This window comes from Streptomyces sp. NPDC101151 (assembly GCF_044768335.1).
Taxonomy (GTDB): domain Bacteria; phylum Actinomycetota; class Actinomycetes; order Streptomycetales; family Streptomycetaceae; genus Streptomyces.
Genome location: NZ_JBIWPP010000018.1, coordinates 146,159 through 172,381 on the forward strand (window position 1 = coordinate 146,159; position 26,223 = coordinate 172,381).

The window sequence follows — 26,223 nt, forward strand, 5'->3', positions numbered from 1 at the left end:
CATGAAGATCCTGATCAGTGCGGACATGGAGGGTGCGACCGGTGTCACCTGGCCGGCGGACGTACTCCCGGGAACGCCGCAGTGGGAGCGCTGCCGGTCGATGTTCACGTCGGACGTGAACGCCGCCGTGCTCGGCTTCTTCGACGGCGGCGCCGATCAGGTGCTCGTCAACGAGGCCCACTGGACCATGCGCAACCTGCTCCTGGAGCGGCTCGACGAGCGGGTCGAGATGCTCACCGGGCGGCACAAGGCGCTGTCCATGGTGGAGGGCGTGCAGCACGGCGACGTGGACGGCATCGCGTTCGTCGGCTATCACGCGGGTGCCGGCATGGAGGGCGTCCTCGCCCACACCTATCTCGCGAACCAGATCACCGGGGTGTGGGTGAACGACGTCCGCGCGAGCGAGGGTCTGCTCAACGCACACGTGGTCGCGGAGTACGGCGTACCGGTCGTGCTGGTCACCGGCGACGACCTGGCCTGCGAGGACGCGCTCGGGTACGCGCCGGAGGCGCTGAAGGTCGCGGTCAAGGACCATGTGTCCCGGTATGCGGCGGTGTGTCGCACCCCGGCCCGGACCGCCGCCGACATCCGCGCGGCGGCCAAGGAGGCCGCACGGCTCGCGGTCCGCCGCGAACCCGCGCAGGGCGGGCCGTTCACCGTCGCCGTCGAGTTCGACGCCGAGCACCTGGCGATGGCCGCCACCGTCGTCCCGGGCGTCGCCCGCATCGGTGAGCGGAAGGTGGCGTACACCAGCGACACCATGTACGAGGGAATCCGTACCTTCAAGGCGGTCACCACGATCGTCTCGGCCGCAGTGGAGGAGCAGTATGGCTGACGAGCAGGCACTGGACGAGGTCGTCGAGTTCACCTCCGGCCTGATCCGGATCGACACCACCAACCGGGGCGGCGGCGACTGCCAGGAGCGGCCCGCCGCCGAGTACGCCGCCGAGCGGCTGGCCGGGGCCGGCCTGGAACCCCTGCTGCTGGAGCGGACGCCGGGGCGGACCAACGTCGTCGCCCGGATCGCCGGCACCGACCCCTCCGCCGACGCCCTGCTCGTGCACGGCCACCTGGACGTGGTGCCGGCCGAGGCCGCCGACTGGACCGTGCACCCGTTCTCCGGTGAGATCCGCGACGGCATCGTGTGGGGACGCGGCGCCGTCGACATGAAGAACATGGACGCGATGATCCTCGCGGTCGTCCGCTCCTGGGCCCGGCAGGGCGTGCGGCCCCGCCGCGATCTCGTGATCGCGTTCACCGCCGACGAGGAGGCCAGCGCCGAGGACGGCTCCGGGTTCCTGGCCGACCGGCATCCGGAGCTGTTCGAGGGCTGCACGGAGGGCGTCAGCGAGTCCGGTGCCTTCACCTTCCACGACGGCACCGGGCGGCAGATCTACCCGATCGCCGCGGGGGAGCGCGGCACCGGCTGGCTGAAGCTCACCGCGCGCGGCCGGGCCGGACACGGCTCCAAGGTGAACAAGGAGAACGCGGTGACCCGGCTGGCCGCCGCCGTCACCCGCATCGGCGAGCACGAGTGGCCGCTCAGGCTCACCCCGACCGTACGGGCCGCGCTCGCCGATCTCGCCGCCCTGTACGGCGTCGAACCGGACTTCTCGGATGTGGACGGGCTGCTGGAGAAGCTCGGCCCGGCCGCCAAGCTGGTCGAGGCGACCGTACGCAACAGCGCCAACCCGACCATGCTGGACGCCGGCTACAAGCTGAACGTGATCCCCGGCGAGGCGGTCGCCTATGTGGACGGACGCTATCTGCCGGGCGGCGAGGAAGAGTTCCGCACCACCCTCGACCGGCTCACCGGGCCGGACGTGGACTGGGAGTTCCACCACCGGGAGGTCGCCCTGCAGGCGCCCGTGGACTCGCCGACCTTCGCGAAGATGAGCGCGGCCGTACAGGAGTTCGCGCCCGAGGGGCACGTGGTGCCGTACTGCATGTCCGGCGGCACCGACGCCAAGCAGTTCTCGCGGCTCGGCATCACCGGCTACGGCTTCGCGCCGCTGAAGCTGCCCGAGGACCTCGACTACCAGGCGCTGTTCCACGGCGTGGACGAGCGTGTCCCGGTCGAGGCGCTCCACTTCGGCGTCCGGGTGCTCGACCGTTTCCTGCGGACGGCCTAGGCGATGGGGGAGGAAGTGCTGAAGCAGGCGTACGGCTCCTGGCCCTCGCCGGTCGACGCGGCACTGGCCGCCGCGCACGACGGGCAGCCGGAATGGGTGGGGTTCGTCGGGGACGAGGTCTGGTGGACCGAGCCCCGGCCCGCCGAGGGCGGCCGCCGGGCGCTGGTACGGCGGTCGGCCGACGGCACGGAGGAGCCGGTGCTGCCCGCACCGTGGAACGTGCGCAGCCGGGTCGTCGAGTACGGCGGCCGGCCCTGGACCGGGGTGATGCGGGACGGCGGCCCCCTGGTGGTGTTCACGCACTTCGCCGACCAGCGGCTGTACCGGTACGAGCCCGGCGGCGAGCCGCGCCCGCTGACCCCCGTCTCCCCGGTGGGTGGCGGGCTGCGCTGGGCCGAACCGCAGGTGGACCTCGCCCGCGGTGAAGTGTGGTGCGTACTGGAGGAGTTCACCGGGGACGGACTGGGCGACGTGCGGCGCGTTCTGGCCGCCGTACCGCTGGACGGCTCGGCCGCCGAGGACCGGGCCGCCGTACGCGAACTCACCGACGACCGGCACCGGTTCGTCACCGGCCCCCGCCTCGACCCCGACGGCCGCCGGGCGGCCTGGCTCACCTGGGACCATCCGCGGATGCCGTGGGAGGGCACCGAGCTGCTGGTCGGCGAGATCGGTGACGACGGCGTACTGCACGCGGTCCACACGGTCGCCGGCGGTCCCGAGGAGTCCGTCGCGCAGGTGGAGTGGTCCACGGACGGCCGTCTGCTGTACGCGAGCGACCGCACCGGCTGGTGGAACCTCTACCGGGACGGCACCCCCCTGTGCCCCCGCGAGGAGGAGTTCGCCGGACCGCTGTGGAAGGTCGGCCTGCGCTGGTTCGCGCCGCTGGACAACGGGCTGATCGCGGTGCTGCACGGTCGCGGGTCGGCCGTGCTCGGCATACTGGATCCGGAATCCGGCGAGGTCGTCGACGCCGCCGGGCCGTGGACCGAGTTCGCGCCCAGCCTCGCCGCACACGGCGAACGGGTCGTCTCGGTCGGCGCCGGCCCGCGCACCGCGTACGAGGTGGTCGAGCTGGACACCAGGAGCGGACGTGCCCGGGCGATCGGCGCCCGGCACCGGGATCCCGTCGACCCGGCCTACTACCCCGAGCCGCAGATCCGCACCTTCACCGGCCCCGCCGGCCGCGAGGTGCACGCCTACGTCTACCCGCCGCACAGTCCCGGCCGCACCGCCCTCGACGGCGAGCTGCCGCCGTACGTCATCTGGGCGCACGGCGGGCCCACCGGCCGGGTGCCGCTGGTGCTGGACCTGGAGATCGCCTACTTCACCTCGCGCGGCATCGGGGTCGCCGAGGTCAACTACGGGGGCTCCACCGGGTACGGCCGCGCCTACCGCGAACGGCTGCGCGAGCAGTGGGGCGTGGTCGACGTCGAGGACTGCGCGGCCGTCGCCCTCGCGCTCGCCGAGGAGGGCACCGCCGACCGGAACCGGCTCGCCATCCGTGGCGGCAGCGCGGGCGGCTGGACCACCGCCGCCTCCCTGACCACGACCGATGTCTACGCCTGCGGCACGATCATCTACCCCGTCCTCGACCTGGGCACCTGGGGCCCGGGGGAGACCCACGACTTCGAGTCGCACTATCTGCACTCGCTGGTCGGCCCGCCCGCCGAGGCACCCGCCCGGTACGCCGAGCGGTCGCCCACCATGCACGCCGACCGGCTCACCGCGCCCTTCCTGCTGCTCCAGGGCCTGGACGACGTGATCTGCCCGCCCGCCCAGTGCGAACGCTTCCTCGCCCGGGTCGACGGCCGGGGCGTGCCGCACGCCTACCTCACCTTCGCGGGGGAGGGACACGGATTCCGGCGCGCCGAGACCATGGTGCGCGCCCTGGAGGCCGAGCTGTCCCTGTACGCCCAGGTGTTCGAGTTGGACGCCTCCGGTGTCCCGGAGCTGGAGTTGCGCACGTGAGAGAACTGGTACGACCGGCCCGGCTGACCCCCGGGGCGCGCGTGGCCGTGGTGGCCACCAGCGGGCCGGTGCCCGAGGAACGACTGCGGGCGGGACTCGACGTGCTGCGCGGCTGGGACCTCGACCCGGTGGTGGCACCCCATGTGCTGGACCGGCACGGGGAGTTCCCCTACCTGGCGGGCGCGGACGCCGACCGCGCCGCCGACTTCCACGACGCCTGGTGCGACCCGGCGGTGGACGCGGTCCTGTGCGCCCGCGGCGGCTACGGCGTGCAGCGGATGATCGACCTGCTCGACTGGGAGGCGATGCGCGCGGCCGGGCCGAAGGTGTTCGTCGGCTTCAGCGACCTCACGGTCCTGCACGAGGCCTTCGCCACCCGCCTCGGGCTCGCCACCCTGCACGGGCCGATGGCGGCCGGCATCGACTTCATCAAGAACGAACGGGCCCAGGAGCACCTGAGGGCGACGCTCTTCGCCCCGGAGACCGTCCGCACCATCGCCTCCGGCGGCACCGCCCTGGTGCCCGGCCGGGCACGAGGCGTCACCCTCGGCGGCTGTCTGAGCCTGCTCGCCACGGAGCGCGGCGCCCCGCACGCCCGCCCCTCGGCGAGCGGCGGACTGCTGTGTCTGGAGGACGTGGGCGAGGAGACGTACCGGCTGGACCGCTACCTCACCCAACTGCTGCGAGCGGGCTGGCTGGAGGGGGTGCGCGGGGTGCTGCTCGGCTCCTGGCAGCAGTGCGATCCCTACGAACGGGTGCGGTCCATGCTCGCCGACCGCCTCGGTGCGCTCGGTGTACCCGTCGCCGGGGAGTTCGGGTTCGGACACTGCGAGGGCGCGTTGACCATCCCCTTCGGAGTCGCGGCCGAACTCGACGCGGACGCGGGCACGTTGACCCTGGACGAGCCCGCCCTGCGCTGACGTTCCCTGCTGAATCTCCGTCAAGAAAGCACACGCAGCTGGATTGACCGTGATCTGACACGTGTCACAACATGAGGGCCGGCCGGTACCTACCGGCCGGTATTCGCGTTGCCTCAGTGTGGAGGTCTCCGTGTCCCGATCCCGAGCCACGCTCGCTCTCGCCCTGGGTGCCGCGCTCACCGCACCCCTCGCACTCACCGCACCCCTCGCGCTCGCCGCTCCCGCGGCCGCGAGCGGCCCGTACAGCGTCACCGCGCTGAGGTTCACCGTCCAGGCGGGCGGTCGCACCTGCACGGTCGATGCCGACCTGTACCGCCCCGGGGGCGTGGACAGTTCCCGCCCCGCGCCCGCCGTGCTGGCCACGAACGGCTTCGGCGGGAGCAAGTCCGACGGTTCGACCGACGCCATCGGCAAGGCTTTCGCCGAGCGCGGCTACGTCTCCCTCATCTACTCCGGACTGGGCTTCGGCAAGTCCGGCTGCCTCATCTCGCTCGACGATCCGGCCATCGACGGCAGGGCCGCCTCCCGGCTCATCGACTTCCTGGGCGGAAAGCGGGCCGCCGACGACGGGACCAGGGCCGACTTCGTCACCCTCGACTCCGCCGGCGACCCACGCGTGGGCATGGTGGGCGGATCCTACGGAGGTGCGATCCAGCTGGCGACGGCCGCTGTCGACCACCGCGTCGACGCGCTCGTGCCCTTGATCACCTGGAACGACCTGGTCTACTCGCTGGACCCGAACAACACCGCCGGGACCGTCCCGGGCGCCTTCAAGTGGCAGTGGGCCAACGGCTTCTACCTCATGGGCGAGAGCCAGCCGCTGACCGTACCGAACCTCGACCCGTCCCGGATCAATTCCCTCGCCTGCCTGCACTTCGTCGCCAAGGCCTGCGACACCGTCCGCACCCTCAACTCCGGCAGCTTCCCGGCCGACGCCACCGCCGAGCTGCTCGCCTACGCGCGCAGCGTCTCCCCGGTCTCGTATCTGAGCCGGGTCGAGGCGCCGACCCTGCTGGTCCAGGGGCAGGCCGACAGTCTCTTCAACCTCAACGAGGCGACGGCGACGTACAAGACGCTCAAGGACCGGGGCACGACCACCAAGATGATCTGGCAGTCCTGGGGCCACAGCGGCGGCATCACCGACCCGGCCGCCGGTGAACTCGATCTCGCTCAGGGCAACCTGGAGACCAGCTACGTGGGGAAGCGGATCCTCGCCTGGTTCGACCGCTACCTCCGGGGGCGCCAGGACGTCGACACCGGACCGGCCTTCGCCTACTACCGCGACTGGATCACCGGCCCCGACAGCGCCTACGCCACGGCGGGCCGCCTTCCCGCCCTCACCGAGAAGCTCTACCTCTCCGGCGACGGCAAGCTCGTCGACAACCGCAAGAAGGTCGCGCGGGGCAGCCGTACCTACCGCAACGGGCCGGTCTCCACCAGCCATTCGGAGAGCTCCCTCACCGGGGTCATCGGGCTGCCGGACCCGGCGCCGTACGACATGGACGGCACCTTTCTGGGCTGGACCAGCGAGCCCCTGGCTCGCACCACGGATGTCGTCGGTGCTCCCCGGGCCACCCTGCAGGTCGTCTCGCCTACGGCCGAGCGGACCCAGAACTCCGGCGACGCGGCCGACAAGCTCGTCCTGTTCGCCAAGCTGTACGACATCGCGCCCGACGGCACCAGGACGCTGGTGCACCGGCTGGTCGCGCCGGTCCGCGTACCCGATGTGACCAAGGGCTTCACCGTGACCCTGCCGGGCATCGTGCACCGGTACGACAAGGGGCACCGGCTGCGGTTCGTGATCGCGGCGAGCGACGACGCGTACTACGGCAACCGGGGGATCAAACCGGTCACCGTGGTCAGCGCGCCCGGCGACACGGGCGTGCTGGAGCTGCCGGTGCTCGGCGGATGAGTCACCCGGAGGGCGCCACCCGCCGTGCGGGCCGGCGCCCCCGGCCCCAGCCTGGTCGCATGAGCCCGAAGACCTCGGACGGCGACCCCGCCACCGGCGGCAAGGGCGGGCTGACGATCCCCGCCCGGATCGCCGTGCCGGCCCTCGCCCTCCTCGCGCTGGTCCTCGTCTTCGAGAACACCCGCGCCACCAGGATCCGCCTGCTGGGCCCCGAGGTCACCATGCCGCTGTGGACGGCCCTGCTCGCCACCGGACTCATCGGGGCGCTGTGCGGGGCCTGGGCCATGAAGCGCCGCGACCGGTGACGCGTACGCTGGCCGGATGCCGAACACCGCATCCCGCTTCCTCGCCGAAGGCCCCCGCGCGGGGATCCGTCCCTTCACCCTCGAGGACGGTCCCGAGTTCACCGCCCGGGCCAGGGAGAGCAAGGATCTGCACCGGCCGTGGCTGTTCCCGCCGGACACCGACGAGGGCTACGCCGCCTACGCCGGGCCGCTCATAGAGGATCCGGCCAGGGCCGGGTTCCTCGTGTGCGAGAAGGCCTCCGGGGAGATCGCCGGGTTCATCAACATCAACAACATCGTCCGGGGCGGCTTCCAGTGCGGCGCGCTCGGCTACGGCGCCTTCGTGCACGCGGCCGGCCGGGGACTGATGCGCGAGGGCCTGGAGCTGGTGATCCGGTACGCGTTCGGGCCGCTGGGACTGCACCGGCTGGAGATCAACGCACAGCCCGACAACGTCCCTTCCGTCGCGATGGCGCGGGGCGCCGGTTTCCGGCTGGAGGGTTTCTCGCCCGCAATGATCTTCATCGACGGCGCCTGGCGCGACCACGAACGCTGGGCGCTGACCGTGGAGATGCGCTCCGGCGGCTGATCCTTCCCGGTCCTTCCAGATGATCGTTTCTTCGGTGAGGATGGACGGCATGCGGACTCTCGTCGTACTCGATGCCCCCTCCAACCTGGGCCTGCGCCCGCCCGCCCCGGGCACCGTACCCGGCTGCTACAAGCTGGCCGGAGCCCTGCGTGAACAGGGCATAGTGGAGCGGCTGCGGGCCCGGGAGGGCGGAGTGGTCGTGCCCCCGCGCTACGACCTGGGCGACTGGCAGGAGGGCGACGGCGTCTTCAACGCCGCAGCGCTCGCCGCCTACACCGGCAAACTCGCCGACCGCATCGAACACCACGTCCGCGCCGGTGACTTCCCCGTCGTCCTCGGCGGCGACTGCTCCATCCAGCTCGGAGCCTCGCTCGCCCTGCGCCGCCTCGGCCGGTACGGGCTGGCCGCGATCGACGCGTCGCACGACTTCCGGCACGCGGGCAACTCCGACCGGATCGGCGCGGCGGGCGGCGAGGAGGTCGCGCTGGCCACCGGGCGCGGGCAGCGCGACCTGACCGACCTGGAGGGGCTCCGGCCCTACCTGCGCGACGAGGACGTGCGGTTCTTCGGCATCCGCGACTGCTTCGAGGAGGACCGGGCCGAACTCGCCGCGCTGAAGATGCCCGTGGTCACCGTCGGGGACATCCGCGAACAGGGCGCCGACGCCCTCGCCCGCGCCACCGCACAGACCTTCGAGGCGCCCGGCACCGACGGCTTCTGGGTGCACCTGGACGCGGACGTCCTCGACCCGTCCGTCATGCCCGCGGTCGACAGCCCCGACCCGGACGGCCTGCACCCCGCCGAACTGGTCGAGCTGCTGCGCCCGTTGCTCGCCTCGGAGCGCTGCGCCGGGTTCAACGTCACCATCTACGACCCCGACCTCGACCCGGACGGCACCGCCGGCGCGCTGCTCGCCGACGTGGTCGTGGACGCCTTTGCGCAATCCTGACCGGCAGCGCCCCTGGCCGAGTCACCGCACGCCGGGTTCCATGGCCATCGTGACCAGGATCCGACGTGAGGTACTGACCCTGCCCGCCGCGCAGTTGGGACCCGACAACCCGCTGCCCCCGCTCCGCCCGCTCGACGATGGGGGTACCGCCCACGTTCTTGAGGCAGTGGGGGACCACCGCATCGACGACCGGGAACGCGACGAGATGCCCCGGGACATGGCCCGCCAGCTCGGGTACGAGCCGCTGCGCAGCCTGCTCCCGGTGCGGGTGCGTGACGGATACGGCAGAGACCGCGAGCCCGGCACCCTCGACACGCTGGTGATCGAGAACGACCGGCTGCGCGCCACCGTCCTGCCCGGCCTCGGCGGCCGGATCGCGTCCCTGGTCCACTTGCCCACGGGACGCGAACTCCTCTACCGCAACCCGGTGTTCCAGCCCGCCGACTTCGCCCTCAACGGCGCCTGGTACTCCGGCGGCATCGAATGGAACATCGGCGCCACCGGCCACACCACCCTCTCCTGCGCACCCCTGCACGCGGCCCGCGTCCCCGCCCCCGACGGCGGAGAGATGCTGCGCCTGTGGGAATGGGAGCGGCTGCGCGACCTGCCCTTCCAGGTCGACCTGTGGCTCCCGGAGGGCTCCGACTTCCTCCACGTCGGTGTCCGGATCCGCAACCCGCACGAGCGCCCGGTGCCCACCTACTGGTGGTCCAACATCGCCGTACCCGAGGACCGCCGGATCCTCGCCCCCGCAGGGGAGGCCTGGCAGTTCGGCCACGAGCGCCGCCTGCGCCAGGTGCCCGTGCCCTCGTACGACGGCATCGACCGCACCCGCCCCCTCAACAGCGCCTACGCCGCCGACTACTTCTACGAGGTGCCCGACGGCCGGCGCCGCTGGATCGCCGCGCTGGACGCGGACGGGCACGGCCTGGTGCAGACCTCCACCGACGTGCTGCGCGGCCGCAAGCTGTTCGTGTGGGGCAGCGGGCCCGGCGGCCGGCGCTGGCAGCAGTGGCTGACCGAGCCCGGCACCGGCGGCTACTGCGAGATCCAGGCGGGACTCGCCCGCACCCAGCTGGAGCACGTCCGGCTGGACCCGGGGAGCGAGGTCTCCTGGCTGGAGGCGTACGGCCCGCTCGACGCACCCGGCGAGGGGGAGTGGACGGCGCTCGTCCAGAGCGCCGAGGAGCGGCTCGACGCGGTGCTGCCGCGCGCCCGTGTCGAGGAAGCGCACGCGGCCTGGAGGCCGTACGCCGACACCGAACCTGTCGAGATCCTCGCCGCCGGCTCCGGCTGGGGCGCGCTCGAAGCACTGCGCGCCGACTGGAAGCTGCCCGGCACACCGTTCGCCGAGTCCACCCTCGGCGAGGCCCAGGCGCCCTGGCTGGAGCTGGTGCGCACCGGCTCCCTGCCGGAGCCGCGCCGGGTCCGCCCGCCCGGCGAGACCCTGGTCGCCCCGCACTGGCGGGACATGCTGGAGACCGCGCCCGCCACGCCGCACACCGAGTACCACCTCGGCGTCGCCCAGTGGCACGCCGGCGACCGCGCCCAGGCCGTCCGCAGCTGGGAACGTGCCCTCCCGCTCGCCCCGTCCCTGTGGCCCCTGCTGCGCTGCCTGGCCGTCGCCGACCAGGAGTCCGGTCACCACGAGCGGGCCGCCGAACGGTACGCCGAGGCCTTCGAGGACCTGTGCGGCGAACGGCGCGACGACGGCGAGTCCTGGACGGCCGCCGTGGCCGCGCTCGGCCGGGAGGCCCTGGAGGCGCTGCTCAGGGCCCGGCGGACGGCGGACGCGCGAGCCGTGTGGGACGGGTTGCTGCCCGCCGTCCGCCTGCGGGGCCGGTTCCGGCTGCTGGAGGCCGAGCTGTTGCTCGCCGAGGGGAGGGGCGCCGCGGCCCGGGCCGTCTTCGACGCCGGCTTCGAGGTCGCGGACCTGCGGGAGGGCACGGAGGTCATCGGCCGGCTGTGGGCCCGGCTGACCGACGATCCCCTGCCCGCGCGCTACGACTTCCGGATGCGCCCGGAGACGCCCTGAGCGGCAGCTCAGCCGTTCTGGTCGGCGTACTCGAAGACCGAACCGTCCGGGTGCATCGCGAGCAGGTTCCGGCCCGCCGGCGTCGGCACCGGGCCCGCGATGATCCGGGCGCCCAGGTCCGTGAGCAGCCGATGGGCCTCGTCCACGTCCTGCACGGCGATCGTGGCCGTAACCTTGCGCAGCAGATCCAGCTCGGCCTCGGGGCCGCTCATCAGCAGGAAGGAGCCGATCGCGGCCACCTGGACGCCGCCGCGTTCGAACCGGAGCGCTCTGCCGCCCGCGAGCTGCTCGTAGAAGGTGACCGCGGCTTCGAGGTCGTCGACACAAATACGCAGTGAGGCGCCCAGGATGTCCATGCGGACGAGCCTAGTTGGGGCCGCCGGGCCCGCACATGCCATGGCCCTGGCCGACGCCGTTACGCATCGTGTCCGTCGGGTACCCGGAGTCCATGGACCGCATGGATCACCTGGAACATCTGGACAAGCACCTCGTCGAAGAGCTGGCACAGGTGGCACGCGAGACGGTGCGCGACGAACTGCGCGAGCAGTCCCGCAAGCAGCGCCGCACGGCCATGCTCTACGCCGCCTCGGGTGCCGTCGCCCTGTACGCGGGCGGCGCGCTCGCCCTCGCCCTGGGCCTCGGCCTGGCGGCCGCCCTGCCCGGCTGGGCCGCCGCGCTGATCACCGCGGCGATCCTGGGCGTCCTCGCCTACCTGCTGCGCGGCGCCGCCCACCCGAAGCATCCCCATGACTCCGCCGCGGGTCATGTCGCGGGCGGCGCCCCGCCCGGCGGACTCGGCATGCCCTACCCGCCGATGCCGTCCGAGCCCCCGGTCCGACCGGACCTCGACCCCGGGGGCCCGCACCACCGGGCCTGACCGGCGTCCGGGTGAGGTGAGCGGCGTTTGGGTGGCCCGGCCCCGGTTACGCGGAATGCCTCGGAGGAGCCACACCGCCGGAGGCACACCGTGAGTCGACCACGCGTCGTGATCGTCGGCGCCGGTTTCGCCGGGTACCGGGCCGCACGCACCCTCGCCCGTGTGACCCGGGGCCGTGCCCGTATCACGCTGCTCAACCCGACCGACTACTTCCTGTATCTGCCCCTGCTGCCCCAGGTGGCCGCCGGGATCCTGGAGGCCCGCAGGGTCACCGTGTCGCTGCCCGGCACCCTGCGCGGGGTGCGGCTGGTGCTCGGCGAGGCGGGCCGCATCGACCTCGACGGCCGCTCCGTCCACTACACGGACCCCGAGGGCACCACCGCGTCCCTCGGCTACGAGCGGCTGGTGCTGGCCGTCGGCAGCGTCAACAAGCTGTTGCCGATCCCCGGTGTGGCCGAGCACGCGCACGGGTTCCGCACGCTGCCCGAGGCGCTGTATCTGCGCGACCACGTCACCCGGCAGGTGGAACTCGCCGCCACCGCCGAGGACGCGCGCGACCGCGCCGCCCGGCGCACGTTCGTCGTGGTCGGCGCCGGATACACCGGCACCGAGGTGGCCGCACAGATGCAGATGCTCACCGACAGCCTCGTGCGCCGGGATCCGGCGGGGGCCGGGCGGCCGCGCTGGATGCTGCTGGATGTCGCACCGCGGGTGCTGCCGGAGCTGGACGAGCGGCTCTCCCGCACGGCCGGCAAAGTGCTGCGGTCGCGGGGCGTCGACGTCCGGACGGGGACCTCCGTGAAGGCGGCCACTCATGACGGGGTGCTGCTGACCGACGGCGAGTTCGTCGAGACGCGGACTCTGGTGTGGTGCGTCGGGGTCCGGCCGGATCCGCTGGTCGAGGCCGTCGGGCTGCCGCTGGAGCAGGGCCGGGTGATCGTCGACCCCTACCTCCAGGTGCCGGGCCGCGCCGACGTGTTCGCCTGCGGCGACGCGGCGGCGGTACCCGATCTGGACCGTCCCGGCAGGTTCACGCCGATGACGGCCCAGCACGCCTGGCGACAGGGCCGGGTGGCCGGAGAGAACGTGGCCGCCTCGCTCGGTCTCGGCCGGCGCCGGCGCGCCTACCGCCACCGTGACCTGGGATTCGCCGTCGACCTCGGAGGCGTCCGGGCCGCCGCCAACCCGCTCGGTGTCCCGCTGTCCGGCCTGCCGGCCGGTGCCGTCACCCGCGGCTACCACCTGGCCGCACTGCCCGGGAACCGGGTCCGCGTCGCCGCCGACTGGCTCCTGGAGGCCGTCCTCCCGCGCCAGGCCGTCCAGCTGGGCCTCGTGCGGTCCTGGGCGGTCCCCCTGGACGAGGCTTCGCCGGAGCCGGCCCGGGCGCCGGGCGGCCCCGAGGGCACGGCCGAGCCCGCCGAGCGGCAGCCCGGCAAGCAGCAGACCTCTCCCCGCAAACCCCCCGAAGGAGACTCATGAACACCGCCGAACTCGCCGAACTCGGCCAGCAGCTGCGCGTGGACAGCGTGCGGGCCGCCGCCGCGGCCGGCTCCGGGCATCCCACCTCCTCGATGTCCGCCGCCGACCTGATGGCCGTTCTGCTCGCCGGCCGTCTCCGCTACGACTTCGAGCGCCCCGAGCACCCCGCCAACGACCGCTTCGTCCTGTCCAAGGGACACGCCTCACCCCTGCTCTACGCCGCCTACAAGGCGGCCGGTGTCATCGAGGACGGGGAACTGCTCACCTTCCGCAAGCTCGGCAGCCGCCTCGAAGGGCACCCGACCCCGCGCCGCCTGCCCTGGGTCGAGACGGCCACCGGCTCGCTCGGCCAGGGCCTGCCGGTCGGCGTCGGCATCGCGCTCGCCGGAAAGCGCCTGGACCGCGTCGACTACCGCGTGTGGGTGCTGTGCGGGGACAGCGAGCTGGCCGAGGGGTCGGTGTGGGAGGCCGCCGAACACGCCGCGTACGAGCACCTGGACAACCTCACGGCGATCGTGGACGTCAACCGGCTCGGCCAGCGCGGCCCGACCCGGCACGGCCACGATCTGGACGCCTACGCCCGCCGCTTCCGGGCCTTCGGCTGGCACGCGATCGCGATCGACGGACACGACGTGGAGGAGATCGACCGGGCGTACGGGGAGGCGCTGTCGACGACCGGGCAGCCCACGGTGATCCTGGCCCGTACCCTCAAGGGCAAGGGCGTCGCCTCGGTCGAGGACCGGGAGGGCATGCACGGCAAGCCGCTGCCCGAGCCCGAGGAGGCCATCGCCGAACTCGGTGGACCGCGCGAGCTGCACGTCCGCGTCGGCGAGCCGCCCGCCGCCGCGATGCTCCGCTCGCTGACCACCGAGGTCCTCCGACTGCCGCACTACGACAAGGGGGACGAGGTCGCCACCCGGGACGCCTTCGGCAAGGCCCTCGCCGCGCTCGGCACCGCCCGCGGCGACGTCGTCGCCCTGGACGGCGAGGTCGGCGACTCCACCCGTACCGAGGCGTTCGCCAAGGAGCACCCCGACCGCTTCTTCGAGTGCTACATCGCCGAGCAGCAGCTCGTCGCCTCGGCCGTCGGTATGGCGGCACGCGGCTGGGTGCCGTTCGCCGCCACGTTCGCCGCGTTCCTCACCCGCGCCCACGACTTCGTGCGCATGGCCTCGATCAGCGGCTCCGGGATCAACCTGGTCGGCTCGCACGCGGGTGTGGCGATCGGGCAGGACGGGCCCTCGCAGATGGGCCTGGAGGACCTGGCGATGTTCCGGGCCCTGTACGGCGCGACCGTGCTGTACCCGTGCGACGCCAACCAGACCGCCAGGCTGGTCGTGGAGATGGCCGGCCTCGACGGCATCCGCTATCTGCGCACCTCGCGCGGCAAGAGCCCGGTCATCTACGGCCCGGAGGAAGAGTTCCCGGTCGGCGGCAGCAAGGTGCTGCGCTCGAGCGACCGGGACCGGCTGACGATCGTCGCGGCCGGGGTCACCGTGCACGAGGCGCTCGCCGCCGCCGACCGGCTCGCCGCGGACGGCATCCAGGTGCGGGTGATCGACCTGTACTCGGTCAAGCCCGTCGACGGGGAGACCCTGCGCCGGGCCGCCGAGGAGACCGGCTGTCTGGTGACCGTCGAGGACCACCACCAGGAGGGCGGCCTCGGCGACGCCGTCGCGGAGGCGTTCGGCGACGGGCGGCCCGTGCCCCGGCTGGTCCGGCTCGCGGTGCGCACCATGCCCGGCTCGGCCGCGCCCGACGAACAGCTGCACGCGGCCGGCATCGACGCCGCGGGCATCGCGGCCGCGGCGAAGCTGCTGGTCGAGGAGGCGGTCGTGCGATGAGCCAGGACCCCGGCGACGGGGTGCGGACGATACGGGCGGGCCACCGTACGGTGGCCAGCCAGCGGCCCGGGAATATCCTCTTCCCGGGCTCGGGGAGGCGAAGGAGTGCACCAAGGGCGACCCAGCCGACTGCTACCGGTCCGTGGCCCGGTACATGCTGCCGCATCCGCGGGGCCGTCCGCTGATGCCGGAGCGCCACCCGGACGGCCTCGACGGCCCCCGCTTCATGCAGAAGAACATCCCGGGACCACTACCCGGGCCGGATCACCCGGGCCGGATCACCCGGGCCGAGGTCGCCAAGGAGGGCGGCACGGTGGCACGTCGTGGGCGACGACACCGCCGCCCTGCTCCCTCTCGCCGACCAGGCCTGCCTCACCCCGCACCGCCGGCTCTCGCGCACCGGCCGGGCCGGCGGCCTCGGCCATCCCGACCGGCTGGTCTTCGACCTCGCCCCTCCCGGAGACGACTTCGCCGCCGTCCGGCAGGCCGCCGGATGGCTCCACGAGCTGCTGGACCAACTTGGCCTGCCCGCCGCGCCGATGACGGCCGGCTCGCGCGGACTCCACCCCGTGGTCCCCCTCGACGGACGCCTCGACTTCGACGAGGTGCGCCGATTCGCCCACGACGTCGCCGAGTTCGCGCAGGCCGCGCACCCGGACCGGCTCACCACCGCTGCCCGCAAGCGGGAGCGCGGCGACCGCCTCTGCCTCGACGTGCGGCGCGACGCCCAAGAGCAGACGGCCGTCGCCCCCTACGCCGTCCGCGCCCTGCCCGGTGCCCCGTCGCCGTGCCGCTCACCTGGGAGCAGGTGGACGATACCGGCGTCCACGCCCGCCGCTGGACCCTCGCCGACGCCGTCTACCAGACCCGCACCGGCCGGTGGGCCGATCCGCCGAGCCGAGGCCGCGCCCGCGGACCCGCCCGGCGCGGGCTCGCGGACCTGCAGGGCTGATCGCGGTCCGACGTCGCCGACCGTCGCCGGTGGTGGCCGATCGTGCCCGAAGGTTTGACCGGGGGAGGAGGGGCCACTCGCAGAGTGAGGTGGCCACGTTGAACACAAAGAACACACCCCAGTCACAAAGTTCACAAGAAGCCCAGAATTCACACAGAAAGCAAGCAAACTCACAGTCGGATGCGGTGGACGACCGGCCGGCGCCCATGGAGGTGCTGCGCCAGGCGCGCGCCCAACTCGCCGAACTCACCGGATTCGCATCGGAGTCGGTGTCCTCCTTCGAGCAGACCGAGGACGGCTGGGCGCTCGATGTGGAGGTCCTCGAACTGCCGAGGGTGCCGGACACGATGAGCCTGATGGCGAGTTACCGGGTCGACCTCGACCCACGGGGACAGCTCACCGGCTATCGGCGCGTACGCCGCTACGAACGAGGGCGGGCCGATACTCGCAGGCCCGGCGGCCGCTAGGCCGCCCGCCCGGGTCCCGCGTCCCGGGTCGCACCGCGCATCCGACCACCCACGAGGAGGGAACGGCAGGCATGACCGTTGTACCTGCACAGCAGACCGGCGGCGGAGGCGGCGGCAGCAGTCTCTACGACGTACTCGAGCTGGTCCTCGACCGAGGCCTCGTGATCGACGCCTTCGTTCGTGTCTCCCTGGTCGGCATCGAGATCCTGAAGATCGATGTCCGGGTCGTCGTCGCCAGCGTCGACACCTATCTCCGCTTCGCCGAGGCGTGCAACCGGCTCGACCTGGAAGCGGGCCCGAGGAAGAGCCCCGGGCTGCCCGACCTGGTCGGTGAGATCACCGAGTCCGGCGCCCGCGGCAAGTCCAAGGGCGCCCTCTCCGGCGCCGCGGAGACCGTGTCCGACGCCTTCAAGCAGGCCCGTGAGGGCAAGCAGGGCCGTGAGGAGGGCGAGGCCGAGCCCCGGCCGCGCGCCCGCAGGACCACGGCGCGCCGGAAGGAGGAGCAGGAGTGAGTACCTACGTCTACGGGATCACGGCACGGTCGCACCCGGCGCTCCCCGAGGACATGGCCGGCGTGGGCGAGCCGCCCCGCCCGGTGCGCGTCCTCACGGCCGGCGATGTGGCCGCCCTGGTCAGTGAGGCCCCCGAAGGCCTGCGGCCCAAGCGCAAGGACCTGCTCGCCCACCAGAACGTGCTCGCCGAGGCCGGCGCGGCCGGCTGCGTGCTGCCCATGCGGTTCGGCGCCGTCGCACTCGACGACGACGCCGTCACCCAGGTGCTCACCGAGCGGGCGGAACACTACCGGGAGCGGCTGCGGGAGCTGGAGGGCAAGGTCGAGTACAACGTCAAGGCCAGCCACATCGAGGATGCCGTCCTGCACCTCGTGATGGCCGAGTACGCGGAGATCCGCTCCCTCGCCGAGGCCAACCGGCTCGCGGACGGCGGCAGTTACGAGGACAGGATCCGCCTCGGCGAGATGGTTGCGGCGGCCGTCAAGGCCAGGGAGGCCGAGGACGCCGCAAAGGTACGGAGCCTGCTGGAGCCGGCGGCCGCAGCGGTGAGCGTGGGCCCGGACTCCACCGGCTGGATCCTCAACGTGTCCTACCTCGTCGACCGGAGCACGGCCGAGTACTTTCTGGCCGCCGTCGAACAGGTCCGTACCGGCTACGCCCACCTGGAGCTGCGCGTCAACGGACCGCTGCCGCCGTACAGCTTCGTCGAGCCCGGTCCCGCCGAGCCCGCGGAGAGCACGGCGGGCGCCGGCACCGGCGCGCCGTAGCGGCCGGACCCGCACGGAAGGAGAACACCGTGGGACTGATCGGCGAAGTGGTACTGCTGCCGTTCGCGCCGGTGCGCGGGAGTTTCTGGGTGATCCAGCAGGTGCTCCGCGAGGCGGAGCGGATCTACTACGACCCCGCCACCGTACGGGCCGAACTCGCCCGGCTCGAAGAGCAACTGGAGGCGGGCGAGATCACCGAGGAGGAGTTCGACCGGTGTGAGGACGAACTGCTCGACCGGCTGGAGATCGCCCTGCGCTCCGGCGAAACCACAGGCGACGGGACGACATCATGAATCGGACGGCACTCGGCCTCGCCATAGGGGCCGGATATCTGCTGGGACGCACGAAGAAGATGAAAATGGCCCTGGCAGTCGGCTCCCTGGTGGCCGGGAAGAAGCTGAACCTCGGACCGCGGGGGCTCGCGGAGCTGGTGCAGCAGCAGCTGCGCGACAACCCGCAGTTCAAGGAGATCGGGGACCAGCTGCGCGAGGACCTCCGGGGCGTCGGCAAGGCCGCCACCGGGGCCATGGCCGAGCGGCAGATGAGCGCGCTCGCCGACCGGCTGCACGACCGTACCTCCAGCGTGCGCGACCAGCTCTCCGGGGCAGTGCCGGAGATCGGCTCCGACGAAGAAGACGACGACGAGGAAGAGCCGAGGAAGGAGAGCGGGCACGAGGAGGACGCCCGTGAGTCCCGGCAGGCGCCGCGACGCAAGAAGGCGGCCGAGAAGCCCTCGCAGAAGAGGGCACCCGCCAAGAAGGCCGAGGCGAAGGCTCCGGCCAAGAAGGCGGCGGGCAAGAAGACGGGCCCGGCCCGCAAGCCGGGCTCGAAGAGGACGGCCTCGGCCGGTGGCGCGGTGCGCGGCGGCCGGTCCCGGCAGTCGAAGGGCGGCGATGACCGATGACCGAGACCCTCGGATCGGCGACCTCCGCGGCCGGCAAGGCCAAGGGCGCCGCCAAGGACAATCCGCTGACCGATCTCGCCCACAGCGAGGCCGCCGACCGGCTGAAGGCGGAGACGCAGGAGTACCTGTCCGCGCAGGCCGAGAAGCTGCTGGCCGGTCTCGGCCGCAAGCTCGGTGAGACCACGGTCAAGCTCAACGACATAGCCGAGGGCAACAGCCCGGGCTTCGCGAAGCTGGCACTCGAAGGCGGCCGCAAGTTCGCCGAGGGCAAGGGACCGCTGCGCTCCGCCCTGGAACTCGGCGCCTCCCGGGTCAAGGAGAACGTGATGGAGGCGGTGAAGAACATCGGGGGCGGCAAGGGCAAGCGCAAGGGCGGCGGCGGCAACAAGCCCATGGTGATCATGGAGTCCATCGACGTCGGCGTACCGCTTCGCACGGCCTACGACCAGTGGACCCAGTACCAGGATTTCAGCACCTTCGCCAAGGGCGTCAAGAGCGCCAACCGTGCCGACGACACCAAGTCCGACTGGCAGCTGAAGGTGTTCTGGTCCAACCGCAGCTGGAAGGCGCACACCACCGAGCAGATCCCCGACTACCGCATCCAGTGGACGTCGGAGGGTGCCAAGGGCACCGCGAAGGGTGTCGTCTCCTTCCATTCGCTCGGGGACAACCTCACCCGCGTCCTGCTGGTCATGGAGTACTACCCGAGCGGCCTGTTCGAGAAGACCGGCAACATCTGGCGCGCCCAGGGCCGCCGGGCCAGGCTGGACCTGAAGAACTACGCCCGCTTCATCACCCTCAAGGGAGAGGCGGAGGACGGCTGGCGCGGTGAGATCCGCGACGGCGAGGTGGTCCGCAGCCACGAGGACGCGGTCGCCGAGGAGGAGGAGTCCCAGGCGTCCGAAGAGGAGGCCGAGGAGGAGCCAGGCGCGGACGAGGAGCCGTACGAGGGCGAGGAAGAAGAGACGGACGAGTACGAGGACGGAGAGGAGGAGCCCGAGGACGAGGAGGAGCCCCGCGATGAGGAGGAGCCGCGCGGAGAGGAGGAGCCCGAGGACGAGGAGGAGTACGAGGAGGAAGAGGAACCCGAGTACGCCGAGAGCGGGAGCCATCGATGACGATGGCCGGCCGGCTCCCCGAACCCTACGGCCAGGGCAGTGGGGCCAACCTCGCGGACATCCTGGAGCGCGTGCTCGACAAGGGCATCGTCATCGCGGGCGACATCAGGATCAACCTGCTCGACATCGAACTCCTGACCGTCAAACTCCGGCTGATCGTGGCCTCGGTCGACAAGGCCAAGGAGATGGGCATTGACTGGTGGGAGACCGACCCCGCGCTCTCCTCCCGCGCCCGCCGGGACGAACTCGCACGTGAGAACGCCGAGCTCAGGGAACGGCTGGCCCGCCTCGAGGAGCTGGAAATCGGCCGTGCGCCGAAGGAGTCCCGATGACCGGACTGCGCTACGTCTACGCCGTCAGCCGCCCCCTCGGCGCGCCCCTGCAGGCCCAGCTGACGGGCATCGGCGGCGCCCCGCCGGCCCTGCTGCACCACCACGGGCTGGTGGCGGTCGTCAGCACGGTCCCGGAGGGCGACTTCAACGAGGAGGCGCTGCGGGCCCGCCTGGAGGACCTCGACTGGCTGGCCGCGACCGCCCGGGCCCACCAGGGCGTGATCGACGCGCTCACCACCGTCACCACGCCGCTGCCGCTCCGGCTCGCGACCGTGTTCCGGGACGACAGCGGCGTACGCACGATGATCGAGGCCCGTGAGGAGGACTTCCGGCGCATTCTCGACCGGCTGGACGGCCGGGTGGAGTGGGGCGTCAAGGTGTACATGGAGAGCGCCGCCGACGACCCTGCCGAGTCGGAAGAGACTGCGGAGTCTGCCGAACCCGCCGTCTCCGCCGCGGCGAGACCGTCCAGTGGGCGGGACTATCTGCGCCGGCGGCGGGAGAGCACGCACGCGCACGAGGAGGCGTGGCGCAGGGCCGAGACATTCGCCCGGACCCTGCACGAGCGGCTGTGCCGGCACGCCGAGGACTCCCGACTGCACCCTCCGCAGAACCCGGCGCTCTCCGGGGTGTCGGGCCGGAACGTGCTCAATGCGGCCTACCTCGTGTGCCGGGCGGGATCCGAGGGGTTCGTGGAACTGGTGGACCGTACGAAGGACGAGGCGCCGGGCATGCGGGTGGAACTCACCGGGCCCTGGGCCGCCTACTCGTTCTCCGGTGAGTTCGGAGGGGAGCAACGGTGACCGTCGTCGAGCGCCGTGAGATCGCCCTGGTCGACCTGCTCGACCGGCTGCTGGCCGGCGGCGTCGTCATCACCGGCGACGTAACCCTGCGGATCGCGGACGTCGACCTCGTGCGCATCGACCTGAACGCGCTGATCAGCTCGGTGAACGAGTCGGTCCGCTCACCCTTCGAGGAGCCCTGATGACGGCACGTGAGCGGCTCGACCTGGAACCCGACACGGTCGAGCGTGACCTGGTGAAACTTGTGCTGACCGTGGTGGAGCTGCTGCGTCAGCTGATGGAACGGCAGGCGGTGCGCCGCTTCGACACCGGTGAGCTGACCGAGGAGCAGGAGGAACGGATCGGGCTCACCCTGATGCTCCTGGAGGAGCGGATGGCCGAGCTGCGGGAGCGCTACGGCCTGCGTCCCGAGGACCTGAATCTGGACCTCGGGCCGCTCGGACCGCTGCTGCCCCGGCATTGAGCCGCGTGCGGCGGACCGCACTCGGCTCCGGCACCGGCGGTTCAGGCCGCCTTACGGCACAGGATCTCCCCGTGCAGCACGGCGAACCAGCCGTCCTCCCGCCGGCCCCACTCGCGCCACGCCTCCGACACCGCCCGCAGCCGCTCAGGGGTCGCGTGGCCGCCTTCCGTGGCTCGCTCGGCGTAGGCCGAGGCGAGGGTGCGGTCCGCCCACAGCCCGCTCCACCAGGCCCGCTCCTCCGGCGTGGCGTACGTCCAGGTCCCCGAGGTGGCCGTGATGTCCGTCAGGCCCGCGGCCAGCGCCCAGGCCTTCAGCCGGCGTCCGGCGTCGGGCTCCCCGCCGTTGGCCCGGGCGACCCGCTCGTACAGGTCCAGCCAGTCGTCCAGACCCGGCACCGCCGGATACCAGGTCATCGCCGCGTAGTCGGCGTCGCGCACGGCGATGAACCCGCCCGGTTTCGTCACCCGGTGCATCTCGCGCAGCGCCTGCACCGGGTCGCCGACGTGCTGGAGCACCTGGTGGGCGTGGACCACGCAGAAGGTGTCGTCGGGGAAGTCCAGGGCGTGCACGTCGGCGATCGCGAAGTCCACGTTGGACAGGCCGCGCCCGGCGGCGGTGTCCCGGGCCTGCCCCAGGATGCCGGGCGCGTGGTCGACGCCGGTGACATGGCCGTCGGGGACCAGTTCCGCCAGGTCGGCGGTGATGGTGCCCGGGCCGCAGCCGATGTCCAGGATCTTCATGTGGGGGTTCAGCGCACCGAGCAGATAGGCCGCCGAGTTGGCGGCGGTCCGCCAGGTGTGCGACCGCAGCACCGACTCGTGGTGCCCGTGTGTGTAGACGGCGGTCTCCTGCGCTTTCGGCATGGCTGTGCCCCTTCGCCCCTCGTCGACGCAACGGTCAGGAGGCCCTGCGGCCTCCTGACGCCGGTGCAGCGAACGGTACGCGGCCATGCCGAATGATGAGACCCACGTACCATCATGTGGACAGCACGCGGCGTGGACATCAGTGCGGCAGGCTCGCTCAGGAGAGGGGCCGGTACACCCGCAGTGCCTCCGGCAGCTTCTCCACCAGTACCTCGCCACCGACCTCGGTGACCTCGCCGTCGTAGGCCAGCGGGGTGCCGGGCGCGAAACCGGACAGCCGCAGCCGGCTCACCTGCTCCGCCGCATGGGCCCGGGAACGAGTGAGCGGACCGGCCGCCGCGGCGGCCAGCAGCCGCAGCGCCGGCCTGCGCCCGCCGTGCACCACCCGCACGTCCAGCAGCCCGTCCGCCAGGTCGGTGCGGCGGCCGGACGCGAGACCCATCCGGTGGTAGACGCCGTTGCCCACGAACAACAGCCACAACGGGGCGCGCTGTCCGCCGAGTTCGACCTGCAGCGGATGCCGGTGGGCGCGCAGCACCCGCACCGCTGCGAGCACCCCGGCCGGCCAGCCGCCGATCCGGTGCGACCAGCGCTCCCGCTCACGCACCAGGTCCGGATAGACCCCCAGACTGAGTGTGTTGAGGAAGATGCCCTCGTGGTCACCGGCGACGAACCGGCCGACGTCCACCCGGACCGCCTCGCCCCGCCGGACGGCGTCGGCCGCCGTGCGCTCGTCCTCCACGCCCAGGTCGTAGGCGAAGTGGTTGAGCGTGCCCCCGGGCAGCACCGCGAGGGGCAGGCCGTGCCGCAGGGCGACCGCGGCCGCCGCGTTCACCGTCCCGTCGCCCCCGCACACCCCGATCGCCCGCGCCCACGCGGCCGCCTTCTCCAACTCGGTCTCCACGTCCTGGGGTTCGCACTCCAGGATCTCCGCCTTCGGCAGCGCCTCCCGCAGGACGCGCGCCCGGTCGGACGTCCCCGAGGCGCGGTTGGCGACGACCACGAGGCCGTCGCCCTCGGGAAGGGCCGGCGCCGCGGCCCGCGGCCGCGCCGGCGGCGCGACCTGGGCGCGGGTCGGCACCAGGCCCCGTACGGCGAACGCGGCGGCCGCGCCCAGCGCCGCCCCCGCGAGCACGTCGCTCGGGAAGTGCACGCCCGTGTAGACCCGCGACATGGCCACGGAGAACGCCACCGGCGCCACCACCGCCCCCCACGCGGGCGATTCGAGGGCCACGCCGGTCGCGAAGGCGGCGGCCGACGCGGCGTGACCGGACGGGAAGGAGGTGGTGATCGGCTGCCGCTTCAGCTGCCGGACCAGCGGCACCGGGTCCAGCACGGGCCGCGCGCGGCGCACCGACCGCTTGCCGAGGGTGTTGATGGTCAGGGAGGCCAGGCTCAGGGAGGCGATCCCGCGGACGGCGGCCCGGCGGGCCCGCGGCGTACGGCTCGCCGCGATCCCGGCGGCCGCCGCGAACCACAGCACCCCGTGGTTCGCCCCCCGGCTCAGCCGCGGCAGCACGCGCTCGGCACCCGGCCAGTGCCACTCGGCGGCCCTCTCGAAGAGGCGGCCGTCGAGGCCGAGCAGCCGATCGCGCAGGACGTGCCGCCCGGGTACCGGGACAGTGAGGTCGACATCTGGGCTCATGCCGGGGCGGGTACCCTGAAGCGGCCGTTTCTTGTGCGCCGGCGGTGCGAACGAGTGAGAGGAACCTCGAATGCGCCTGCTCCTCGTCCGCCACGGCCAGACCCCGTCCAACGTCGACTACCTGCTGGACACCGCCGTACCCGGGCCCGGTCTGACCCCTCTCGGGGAGCGGCAGGCCGCCGCCCTGCCCGAGGCGCTCGCGGGCGAGGTCGTCGAGGCCGTCTATGCCTCCACCCTGGTGCGCACGCAGCTCACGGCCGCACCGCTGGCCGCCGCCCGCGGCCTCGACGTGATCGTCCGGGACGGCATCAGGGAGGTGTCCGCCGGCGACCTGGAGATGCTGCCCGGCGACTCCGAACAGGGCCGGCTCTACATGAAGACGGTCTTCGCCTGGGCGGCCGGGGACACCGGGCTGCGGATCCCGGGCGGGGAGAGCGGCGCTCGGGCGCTGGCGCGGTTCGACGCCGTGGTGGCGGAGGCCGCGGACAGCGGCGTGCCGGCCGTCGCCATGGTCAGCCACGGCGCGGCGATCCGGATGTGGACGGCCGCCCGCGCCGACAACGTCGACGTGCCCTTCGCCGCCGCCCGCCCGCTCGCCAACACGGGCGTGGTGGTCCTGGAGGGTTCGCCGTCCGACGGCTGGAAGGCCCTGTCGTGGGCCGGCGCGGTCGTGGCCCCCGCCGGCGAGGGCGGGCCCACCGGTCGGTCCCTGGACGCGGCAGGATAACGGTTTGCCCCAGGTCGGCGGTGCCCCACAGAATGCCTCCTCATGGGACATCTGGAAGCCGCGCACCTCGAGTACTACCTCCCGGACGGGAGAGCGCTGCTCGGCGACGTCTCCTTCCGGGTCGGCGAAGGCGCCGCCGTCGCCCTGGTCGGCCCGAACGGCGCCGGCAAGACGACCCTGCTCCGGCTGATCTCGGGCGAGCTGAAACCGCACGGCGGCACGGTCACCGTCAGTGGCGGCCTCGGTGTGATGCGCCAGTTCGTGGGCTCCGTGCGGGACGAGACGACCGTACGCGACCTGCTCGTGTCCGTCGCTCCGCCCCGCATCCGCCAGGCGGCACAGGCCGTGGACCGCGCCGAGCACGCCATCATGACCGTCGACGACGAGGCCGCCCAGCTCACCTACGCGCAGGCCCTCGCCGACTGGGCCGAGGCACGCGGCTACGAGCACGAGACCCTGTGGGACATGTGCACCACCGCCGCACTCGGCATGCCGTACGAGCGGGCCCAGTGGCGGCAGGTGGGCACTCTCTCCGGCGGCGAGCAGAAACGCCTCGTCCTGGAGGCGCTGCTGCGCGGCACCGACGAGGTGCTCCTGCTGGACGAGCCGGACAACTACCTGGACGTCCCGGGCAAGCGATGGCTGGAACAGCAGCTGAAGGAGACACGCAAGACGGTCCTGTTCGTCTCCCACGACCGCGAACTCCTCAGCCGAGCCGCCGAGAAGATCGTCTCCGTGGAACCCGGCCCGGCCGGCGCCGACGCCTGGGTGCACGGCGGAGGCTTCGCCACCTACCACGAGGCCCGGCGTGAACGCTTCGCCCGCTTCGAGGAGTTGCGCCGCCGCTGGGACGAGAAGCACGCCCAGCTGAAGAAGCTCGTCCTCAACCTCCGGCAGGCCGCCGCCGTCAGCCACGAGATGGCCTCCCGCTACCAGGCCGCGCAGACCCGTCTGCGCAAGTTCGAGGAGGCGGGCCCGCCGCCCGAGCCGCCGCGCGAGCAGGACATCACCATGCGTCTGAAGGGCGGCCGTACCGGCGTGCGGGCCGTCACCTGCGAGCAGCTCGAGCTGACCGGCCTGATGAACCCCTTCGACCTGGAGGTCTTCTACGGTGAGCGGGTCGCCGTACTCGGCTCCAACGGCTCCGGCAAGTCGCACTTCCTGCGACTCCTGGCCGGCGAGGGCGTGACGCACACGGGGCAGTGGAAGCTCGGCGCACGGGTCGTCCCCGGCCACTTCGCCCAGACCCACGCCCACCCCGAGCTGCAGGGTCGCACCCTGCTCGACATCCTGTGGAAGGAGCACGCCCAGGACCGGGGCGCGGCCATGTCCCGGCTGCGCCGTTACGAGCTGACCGGGCAGGCCGAACAGACCTTCGACCGGCTCTCCGGCGGCCAGCAGGCCCGCTTCCAGATCCTCCTGCTGGAACTCCAGGGAGTCACCGCGCTGCTGCTGGACGAGCCGACCGACAACCTCGACCTGGAGTCCGCCGAGGCCCTTCAGGAGGGCCTGGAGGCCTTCGACGGCACGGTGCTCGCGGTCACCCACGACCGCTGGTTCGCCCGCTCCTTCGACCGCTTCCTGGTCTTCGGCAGCGACGGCCGCGTCCGCGAGACCGCCGAGCCCGTCTGGGACGAACGCCGGGTGGAACGGGCCCGGTAGTCCCGCCCCGTGTCGCATC

General features: G+C 72.7%; 28 protein-coding genes. 25 read left to right on the top strand and 3 right to left on the bottom strand.

Annotation, left to right across the window (positions count from 1 at the left end):
- Nucleotide 1: 1 nt before the first annotated feature.
- The 9 genes from ACIRU3_RS29035 to ACIRU3_RS29075 all read left to right on the top strand — a co-directional run bounded on the left by ACIRU3_RS29035 (nucleotide 2) and on the right by ACIRU3_RS29075 (nucleotide 10,789).
- Complete coding sequence (locus tag ACIRU3_RS29035) at nucleotides 2-835, top strand: M55 family metallopeptidase (RefSeq protein ID WP_404062117.1); 834 nt, start codon at nucleotides 2-4, stop codon at nucleotides 833-835.
- A complete protein-coding gene (locus ACIRU3_RS29040; RefSeq protein WP_404062120.1) occupies nucleotides 828-2,132 on the top strand; it encodes a M20/M25/M40 family metallo-hydrolase in 1,305 nt (434 codons plus the stop codon). The genes ACIRU3_RS29035 and ACIRU3_RS29040 overlap by 8 nt, the downstream gene beginning before the upstream one ends.
- A 3-nt stretch (nucleotides 2,133-2,135) precedes the next feature.
- Nucleotides 2,136-4,100: a prolyl oligopeptidase family serine peptidase gene (locus tag ACIRU3_RS29045; protein ID WP_404062122.1), complete on the top strand. Its 1,965-nt coding sequence runs from the start codon at nucleotides 2,136-2,138 to the stop codon at nucleotides 4,098-4,100.
- Nucleotides 4,097-5,020 (top strand): LD-carboxypeptidase, encoded by a 924-nt coding sequence (locus ACIRU3_RS29050; protein WP_404062125.1) that lies wholly within the window; start codon nucleotides 4,097-4,099, stop codon nucleotides 5,018-5,020. The genes ACIRU3_RS29045 and ACIRU3_RS29050 overlap by 4 nt, the downstream gene beginning before the upstream one ends.
- A gap of 130 nt (nucleotides 5,021-5,150) precedes the next feature.
- Nucleotides 5,151-6,932 (top strand): CocE/NonD family hydrolase, encoded by a 1,782-nt coding sequence (locus tag ACIRU3_RS29055; RefSeq protein WP_404062127.1) that lies wholly within the window; start codon nucleotides 5,151-5,153, stop codon nucleotides 6,930-6,932.
- A gap of 59 nt (nucleotides 6,933-6,991) precedes the next feature.
- Entirely contained in the window at nucleotides 6,992-7,237 is a 246-nt protein-coding gene (locus ACIRU3_RS29060; RefSeq protein WP_404062130.1) for a LapA family protein, read from the top strand.
- A gap of 16 nt (nucleotides 7,238-7,253) precedes the next feature.
- Nucleotides 7,254-7,805, top strand: a complete 552-nt coding sequence (locus ACIRU3_RS29065; protein ID WP_404062132.1) for a GNAT family N-acetyltransferase — start codon at nucleotides 7,254-7,256, stop codon at nucleotides 7,803-7,805.
- 49 nt (nucleotides 7,806-7,854) lie between these two features.
- Nucleotides 7,855-8,754 carry an arginase family protein gene (locus ACIRU3_RS29070; protein ID WP_404062134.1) on the top strand — a complete coding sequence of 300 codons (900 nt, stop codon included), beginning with the start codon at nucleotides 7,855-7,857 and terminating at the stop codon, nucleotides 8,752-8,754.
- Nucleotides 8,755-8,794: 40 nt separating this feature from the next.
- Complete coding sequence (locus tag ACIRU3_RS29075) at nucleotides 8,795-10,789, top strand: DUF5107 domain-containing protein (protein WP_404062136.1); 1,995 nt, start codon at nucleotides 8,795-8,797, stop codon at nucleotides 10,787-10,789.
- 8 nt (nucleotides 10,790-10,797) lie between these two features.
- Here the strand turns inward: ACIRU3_RS29075 and ACIRU3_RS29080 are convergent, their stop codons facing one another.
- Nucleotides 10,798-11,145, bottom strand: a complete 348-nt coding sequence (locus ACIRU3_RS29080; protein WP_404062138.1) for a VOC family protein — start codon at nucleotides 11,143-11,145, stop codon at nucleotides 10,798-10,800.
- A 92-nt stretch (nucleotides 11,146-11,237) separates the two neighbouring features.
- Between ACIRU3_RS29080 and ACIRU3_RS29085 the strand changes: the two genes are divergently transcribed.
- The 14 genes from ACIRU3_RS29085 (at nucleotide 11,238) to ACIRU3_RS29150 (ending at nucleotide 21,307) form a co-directional block, all read left to right on the top strand.
- Complete coding sequence (locus tag ACIRU3_RS29085) at nucleotides 11,238-11,666, top strand: phage holin family protein (RefSeq protein WP_404062139.1); 429 nt, start codon at nucleotides 11,238-11,240, stop codon at nucleotides 11,664-11,666.
- A 90-nt stretch (nucleotides 11,667-11,756) separates the two neighbouring features.
- Nucleotides 11,757-13,145 carry an NAD(P)/FAD-dependent oxidoreductase gene (locus tag ACIRU3_RS29090; RefSeq protein WP_404062142.1) on the top strand — a complete coding sequence of 463 codons (1,389 nt, stop codon included), beginning with the start codon at nucleotides 11,757-11,759 and terminating at the stop codon, nucleotides 13,143-13,145.
- On the top strand, nucleotides 13,142-14,989 hold the full coding sequence (locus tag ACIRU3_RS29095; protein WP_404062144.1) for a transketolase: 1,848 nt from the start codon (nucleotides 13,142-13,144) through the stop codon (nucleotides 14,987-14,989). Before ACIRU3_RS29090 ends, ACIRU3_RS29095 begins: the two co-directional genes overlap by 4 nt.
- A 263-nt stretch (nucleotides 14,990-15,252) precedes the next feature.
- Nucleotides 15,253-15,999 carry a hypothetical protein gene (locus ACIRU3_RS29100; RefSeq protein WP_404062263.1) on the top strand — a complete coding sequence of 249 codons (747 nt, stop codon included), beginning with the start codon at nucleotides 15,253-15,255 and terminating at the stop codon, nucleotides 15,997-15,999.
- 31 nt (nucleotides 16,000-16,030) lie between these two features.
- Nucleotides 16,031-16,408 (top strand): gas vesicle protein, encoded by a 378-nt coding sequence (locus ACIRU3_RS29105; protein ID WP_404062145.1) that lies wholly within the window; start codon nucleotides 16,031-16,033, stop codon nucleotides 16,406-16,408.
- Nucleotides 16,409-16,479: 71 nt separating this feature from the next.
- Nucleotides 16,480-16,920 (top strand): gas vesicle structural protein GvpA, encoded by a 441-nt coding sequence (locus tag ACIRU3_RS29110; protein ID WP_404062148.1) that lies wholly within the window; start codon nucleotides 16,480-16,482, stop codon nucleotides 16,918-16,920.
- Nucleotides 16,917-17,687, top strand: a complete 771-nt coding sequence (locus tag ACIRU3_RS29115) for a GvpL/GvpF family gas vesicle protein (RefSeq protein WP_404062151.1) — start codon at nucleotides 16,917-16,919, stop codon at nucleotides 17,685-17,687. The genes ACIRU3_RS29110 and ACIRU3_RS29115 overlap by 4 nt, the downstream gene beginning before the upstream one ends.
- 29 nt (nucleotides 17,688-17,716) lie before the next feature.
- Nucleotides 17,717-17,980 carry a gas vesicle protein GvpG gene (locus ACIRU3_RS29120; protein WP_404062154.1) on the top strand — a complete coding sequence of 88 codons (264 nt, stop codon included), beginning with the start codon at nucleotides 17,717-17,719 and terminating at the stop codon, nucleotides 17,978-17,980.
- A complete protein-coding gene (locus ACIRU3_RS29125; protein ID WP_404062156.1) occupies nucleotides 17,977-18,591 on the top strand; it encodes a DNA primase in 615 nt (204 codons plus the stop codon). The genes ACIRU3_RS29120 and ACIRU3_RS29125 overlap by 4 nt, the downstream gene beginning before the upstream one ends.
- Entirely contained in the window at nucleotides 18,588-19,709 is a 1,122-nt protein-coding gene (locus tag ACIRU3_RS29130; protein WP_404062159.1) for an SRPBCC family protein, read from the top strand. Before ACIRU3_RS29125 ends, ACIRU3_RS29130 begins: the two co-directional genes overlap by 4 nt.
- Entirely contained in the window at nucleotides 19,706-20,041 is a 336-nt protein-coding gene (locus ACIRU3_RS29135; RefSeq protein WP_404062162.1) for a gas vesicle protein, read from the top strand. Before ACIRU3_RS29130 ends, ACIRU3_RS29135 begins: the two co-directional genes overlap by 4 nt.
- Entirely contained in the window at nucleotides 20,038-20,844 is an 807-nt protein-coding gene (locus tag ACIRU3_RS29140) for a GvpL/GvpF family gas vesicle protein (RefSeq protein WP_404062164.1), read from the top strand. Before ACIRU3_RS29135 ends, ACIRU3_RS29140 begins: the two co-directional genes overlap by 4 nt.
- Nucleotides 20,841-21,026 carry a gas vesicle protein gene (locus tag ACIRU3_RS29145; protein ID WP_404062167.1) on the top strand — a complete coding sequence of 62 codons (186 nt, stop codon included), beginning with the start codon at nucleotides 20,841-20,843 and terminating at the stop codon, nucleotides 21,024-21,026. Before ACIRU3_RS29140 ends, ACIRU3_RS29145 begins: the two co-directional genes overlap by 4 nt.
- The gene (locus ACIRU3_RS29150) at nucleotides 21,026-21,307 is read left to right on the top strand and encodes a gas vesicle protein K (RefSeq protein WP_404062170.1); all 282 of its coding nucleotides are present in this window, start codon (nucleotides 21,026-21,028) and stop codon (nucleotides 21,305-21,307) included. The genes ACIRU3_RS29145 and ACIRU3_RS29150 overlap by 1 nt, the downstream gene beginning before the upstream one ends.
- A 41-nt stretch (nucleotides 21,308-21,348) precedes the next feature.
- Here ACIRU3_RS29150 and ACIRU3_RS29155 read toward each other — a convergent pair whose 3' ends face one another.
- Together ACIRU3_RS29155 and ACIRU3_RS29160 are read right to left on the bottom strand one after the other, a co-directional pair.
- On the bottom strand, nucleotides 21,349-22,170 hold the full coding sequence (locus tag ACIRU3_RS29155) for a class I SAM-dependent methyltransferase (RefSeq protein ID WP_404062172.1): 822 nt from the start codon (nucleotides 22,168-22,170) through the stop codon (nucleotides 21,349-21,351).
- Between the two features lie 157 nt (nucleotides 22,171-22,327).
- Nucleotides 22,328-23,815 carry a bifunctional phosphatase PAP2/diacylglycerol kinase family protein gene (locus ACIRU3_RS29160; RefSeq protein ID WP_404062175.1) on the bottom strand — a complete coding sequence of 496 codons (1,488 nt, stop codon included), beginning with the start codon at nucleotides 23,813-23,815 and terminating at the stop codon, nucleotides 22,328-22,330.
- 70 nt (nucleotides 23,816-23,885) lie between these two features.
- Here ACIRU3_RS29160 and ACIRU3_RS29165 point away from each other — a divergent pair, with 70 nt between their 5' ends.
- Together ACIRU3_RS29165 and ACIRU3_RS29170 are read left to right on the top strand one after the other, a co-directional pair.
- A complete protein-coding gene (locus tag ACIRU3_RS29165; RefSeq protein ID WP_404062177.1) occupies nucleotides 23,886-24,542 on the top strand; it encodes a histidine phosphatase family protein in 657 nt (218 codons plus the stop codon).
- Nucleotides 24,543-24,584: 42 nt separating this feature from the next.
- The gene (locus tag ACIRU3_RS29170) at nucleotides 24,585-26,204 is read left to right on the top strand and encodes an ABC-F family ATP-binding cassette domain-containing protein (RefSeq protein ID WP_404062180.1); all 1,620 of its coding nucleotides are present in this window, start codon (nucleotides 24,585-24,587) and stop codon (nucleotides 26,202-26,204) included.
- Nucleotides 26,205-26,223: the final 19 nt, after the last annotated feature.

Excerpts from the sequence above, each read along its gene's own strand:
- ACIRU3_RS29035 (WP_404062117.1), top strand. The coding sequence starts at position 2 with ATGAAGATCCTGATCAGTGCGGACATGGAGGGTGCGACCGGTGTCACC.
- ACIRU3_RS29040 (WP_404062120.1), top strand. The coding sequence starts at position 828 with ATGGCTGACGAGCAGGCACTGGACGAGGTCGTCGAGTTCACCTCCGGC.
- ACIRU3_RS29045 (WP_404062122.1), top strand. The coding sequence starts at position 2,136 with ATGGGGGAGGAAGTGCTGAAGCAGGCGTACGGCTCCTGGCCCTCGCCG.
- ACIRU3_RS29060 (WP_404062130.1), top strand. The coding sequence starts at position 6,992 with ATGAGCCCGAAGACCTCGGACGGCGACCCCGCCACCGGCGGCAAGGGC.
- ACIRU3_RS29065 (WP_404062132.1), top strand. The coding sequence starts at position 7,254 with ATGCCGAACACCGCATCCCGCTTCCTCGCCGAAGGCCCCCGCGCGGGG.
- ACIRU3_RS29070 (WP_404062134.1), top strand. The coding sequence starts at position 7,855 with ATGCGGACTCTCGTCGTACTCGATGCCCCCTCCAACCTGGGCCTGCGC.
- ACIRU3_RS29075 (WP_404062136.1), top strand. The coding sequence starts at position 8,795 with ATGGCCATCGTGACCAGGATCCGACGTGAGGTACTGACCCTGCCCGCC.
- ACIRU3_RS29080 (WP_404062138.1), bottom strand. The coding sequence starts at position 11,145 with ATGGACATCCTGGGCGCCTCACTGCGTATTTGTGTCGACGACCTCGAA.
- ACIRU3_RS29085 (WP_404062139.1), top strand. The coding sequence starts at position 11,238 with ATGGACCGCATGGATCACCTGGAACATCTGGACAAGCACCTCGTCGAA.
- ACIRU3_RS29095 (WP_404062144.1), top strand. The coding sequence starts at position 13,142 with ATGAACACCGCCGAACTCGCCGAACTCGGCCAGCAGCTGCGCGTGGAC.
- ACIRU3_RS29110 (WP_404062148.1), top strand. The coding sequence starts at position 16,480 with ATGACCGTTGTACCTGCACAGCAGACCGGCGGCGGAGGCGGCGGCAGC.
- ACIRU3_RS29125 (WP_404062156.1), top strand. The coding sequence starts at position 17,977 with ATGAATCGGACGGCACTCGGCCTCGCCATAGGGGCCGGATATCTGCTG.
- ACIRU3_RS29130 (WP_404062159.1), top strand. The coding sequence starts at position 18,588 with ATGACCGAGACCCTCGGATCGGCGACCTCCGCGGCCGGCAAGGCCAAG.
- ACIRU3_RS29135 (WP_404062162.1), top strand. The coding sequence starts at position 19,706 with ATGACGATGGCCGGCCGGCTCCCCGAACCCTACGGCCAGGGCAGTGGG.
- ACIRU3_RS29140 (WP_404062164.1), top strand. The coding sequence starts at position 20,038 with ATGACCGGACTGCGCTACGTCTACGCCGTCAGCCGCCCCCTCGGCGCG.
- ACIRU3_RS29150 (WP_404062170.1), top strand. The coding sequence starts at position 21,026 with ATGACGGCACGTGAGCGGCTCGACCTGGAACCCGACACGGTCGAGCGT.
- ACIRU3_RS29155 (WP_404062172.1), bottom strand. The coding sequence starts at position 22,170 with ATGCCGAAAGCGCAGGAGACCGCCGTCTACACACACGGGCACCACGAG.
- ACIRU3_RS29160 (WP_404062175.1), bottom strand. The coding sequence starts at position 23,815 with ATGAGCCCAGATGTCGACCTCACTGTCCCGGTACCCGGGCGGCACGTC.
- ACIRU3_RS29165 (WP_404062177.1), top strand. The coding sequence starts at position 23,886 with ATGCGCCTGCTCCTCGTCCGCCACGGCCAGACCCCGTCCAACGTCGAC.
- ACIRU3_RS29170 (WP_404062180.1), top strand. The coding sequence starts at position 24,585 with ATGGGACATCTGGAAGCCGCGCACCTCGAGTACTACCTCCCGGACGGG.